Here is a 2,831-nt window from a genome sequence, read left to right on the forward strand (position 1 = left end):
TAGGTATCGGGCTTGTACGGTCCTTCCTTGGGCACGCCGATGTAGGCCGCCTGCTCATCGGTCAATTCGGTCAGCATGGCGCCGAGCTTTTTCAGCTGCAGGCGCGCCACCTTCTCGTCCAGGTGCTTGGGCAAGGTGTAGACCTTGCCCTTTTCGTAGAAGTCGCGGTGGGTGAACAGCTCGATCTGCGCGATGGTCTGGTTGGCAAACGAGCTGCTCATCACATAGCTGGGGTGACCGGTGGCGCAGCCCAGGTTCACCAGCCGCCCCTTGGCCAGCAGGATGATGCGCTTGCCATCCTCGAAGATGACGTGGTCCACCTGCGGCTTGATCTCTTCCCAGCGGCAACGGGCCTCCAGCGCTGCCACATCGATTTCGTTGTCGAAGTGGCCGATGTTGCACACGATCGCCTGGTCTTTCATGCGCGCCATGTGCGCGTACGTGATGACGTGCTTGTTGCCGGTGGCGGTGACGAAAATGTCGGCCTTGTCGGCGGCGTAGTCCATGGTGACCACCTTGTAGCCCTCCATGGCCGCCTGCAGCGCACAGATGGGGTCGATCTCCGTCACCCACACCTGGGCCGACAGCGCGCGCAGCGCCTGCGCCGAGCCCTTGCCCACGTCGCCGTAGCCGCACACCACCGCGATCTTGCCGGCGATCATGACGTCGGTGGCGCGCTTGATGCCGTCCACCAGCGACTCGCGACAACCGTACAGATTGTCGAACTTGCTCTTGGTCACCGAGTCGTTGACGTTGATGGCACGAAACATCAGCTCGCCGCGCGCGGCCATCTGCTTGAGGCGATTGACGCCGGTGGTGGTCTCCTCGGTCACGCCAATCACCTGTGCCGCCTTGCGGCTGTACCACGTGGGGTCTTGTGCCAGCCGCTGGCGGATGGCGGCAAATAGCACGCGCTCCTCTTCGCTGGTTGGACGCTGCAGCACCGAGGGGTCTTTTTCGGCACGCTGGCCCAGATGCAACAGCAGCGTCGCGTCGCCCCCGTCGTCCAGAATCAGGTTGGGCCCCTCGTCCGGGCTGCCGGCCGGGCCGAACTCGAAGATGCGGTGTGTGAAGTCCCAGTAGTCCTGCAGCGTCTCGCCCTTATAGGCGAACACCGGTGTACCACGCGCCGCAATCGCGGCGGCGGCGTGGTCTTGCGTAGAGAAAATATTGCACGACGCCCAGCGCACCTGTGCGCCCAGCGCTTGCAGCGTCTCGATCAGCACCGCGGTCTGGATCGTCATGTGCAGCGACCCGGCGATGCGCGCGCCCTTGAGCGGCTGGCTGGCGGCGTATTCCTCTCGGATCGCCATCAAGCCGGGCATTTCGGTTTCGGCGATGCGGATTTCTTTGCGGCCCCATTCGGCCAAACCCAAGTCGGCCACCACGCAGTCGGTGGGCAGTGCGGTGTGCAGCGGTGCGTTCATGCCATGGACTCCTGTTGCAGGGTTGCCACCGCTGGCGGGCACAGATGCTCACGCCACGCCGGTGGGTGAGCGTCGTTGCCACAGAACCGGGGGGTCGGCACGACCTTTTCCGGCGCCTGTCGAGCCTCGCGCACGGGCTATCCGTGGTGCGCTGCAACGCTCCTCGGCAGGCAACGTCCATTATAGGCTGCCCCGGACAATCTGGCACCCCACCGGCGTGCCCGTCGGCAACCTGGTGCGTTTCTATAATCCCCGGCTACGGTGCCCGGCCGCTCCGGGTCTTGTTTTGCCAGCGCCTGCATCTTGTCCCCCGCCGCCGCCGCACCCGCCCCGCACGCCCTGTCCGTCGTCGCCGCCGACATGCAGGCGGTCGACGCCGTCATCCGGCAGCGGCTCGACAGCGACGTGCCGCTGGTGGGCCAAGTGGCACACTACCTCATCGGGGCCGGCGGCAAGCGCGTGCGACCGGCGCTGCTGTTGCTGATGTGCGGCGCGCTGGGCTGCACCGACCCGCGCCGCCATATCCTGGCGGCGGTGGTGGAGTTCATCCACACCGCCACCTTGCTGCACGACGATGTGGTGGACGAGTCCACACTGCGGCGCGGGCGTGACACTGCCAACCAGGTGTTCGGCAACGCCGCCAGCGTGCTGGTGGGCGACTTTTTGTATTCGCGCGCGTTCCAGATGATGGTGGAGTGCGGCGACATGCGCATCATGCGCGTGCTGGCCGACGCCACCAACGTGATCGCCGAAGGTGAAGTGCTGCAGCTGATGAACATGCACGACGCGCACCTGGATGAGGCAGCCTACCTGCGTGTCATCCGCGCCAAAACAGCGCAGCTGTTCGAAGCCAGCGCGCGCCTGGCGGCGCTGCTGGCCGGCAGCGACAGCGACACCGAGGCGGCCTGCGCCGAGTACGGGCAGGCGATTGGGGCCGCATTTCAAATCGTCGATGACGTACTCGACTACGAGGGCGACGCCAGCGAGCTGGGCAAGAATCTGGGCGACGACCTGCGCGAAGGCAAAGTGACGCTGCCGGTCATCTGCACACTGCGCCGCTGCCAACCGGAGGAAGCGGCCCTGATCCGCAGCGCCATCGAACGCGGCGGCAGCGAGCGGCTGGACGAAATTCTGGCGATCGTGCGCCGCTGTGGCGGTCTGGACGAAGCGCGCCGGCATGCCACCGCCGAAGTCGAGCGCGCCATCGCCGCGCTCGACCGCCTGCCCCCAGGGGATGCCGTGGCGCAACGGTACCGTGAAGCTCTGCTACAATTAGCGGCTCAGCTGTTGACGCGCCGCTCATGACGGGTGTTTCAGCGGTCATCGGGGTGTAGCTTAGCCTGGTAGAGCGCTACGTTCGGGACGTAGAGGCCGGAGGTTCGAATCCTCTCACCCCGACCAGGT

The 2,831-nt window shown here is 65.8% G+C and carries 2 protein-coding genes, 1 tRNA gene and 1 riboswitch; of the genes, 2 read left to right on the plus strand and 1 reads right to left on the minus strand.

Annotated elements, in window-relative coordinates; translation table 11 throughout:
• On the minus strand, positions 1-1,427 hold a 1,427-nt coding region (gene ahcY, locus V7Z54_RS09685; protein ID WP_334136189.1), incomplete at its 3' end, for an adenosylhomocysteinase.
• Between the two features lie 60 nt (positions 1,428-1,487).
• A riboswitch (S-adenosyl-L-homocysteine riboswitch) is annotated at positions 1,488-1,598 on the minus strand.
• A gap of 189 nt (positions 1,599-1,787) precedes the next feature.
• On the opposite strand from ahcY, the gene V7Z54_RS09690 reads away from it, so the two are divergent.
• Both V7Z54_RS09690 and V7Z54_RS09695 read left to right on the plus strand, forming a co-directional pair.
• Entirely contained in the window at positions 1,788-2,732 is a 945-nt protein-coding gene (locus V7Z54_RS09690; RefSeq protein ID WP_334136190.1) for a polyprenyl synthetase family protein, read from the plus strand.
• A 19-nt stretch (positions 2,733-2,751) separates the two neighbouring features.
• Positions 2,752-2,828 (plus strand) — tRNA-Pro (locus V7Z54_RS09695).
• Positions 2,829-2,831 lie beyond the last annotated feature (3 nt).

This window comes from Tepidimonas sp., assembly GCF_036824975.1.
In the GTDB taxonomy this organism is placed as follows: Bacteria; Pseudomonadota; Gammaproteobacteria; order Burkholderiales; family Burkholderiaceae_C; genus Tepidimonas.

Coding starts and splice junctions, on each gene's coding strand:
- V7Z54_RS09690 (WP_334136190.1), top strand. CDS start 1,788: ATGCAGGCGGTCGACGCCGTCATCCGGCAGCGGCTCGACAGCGACGTG.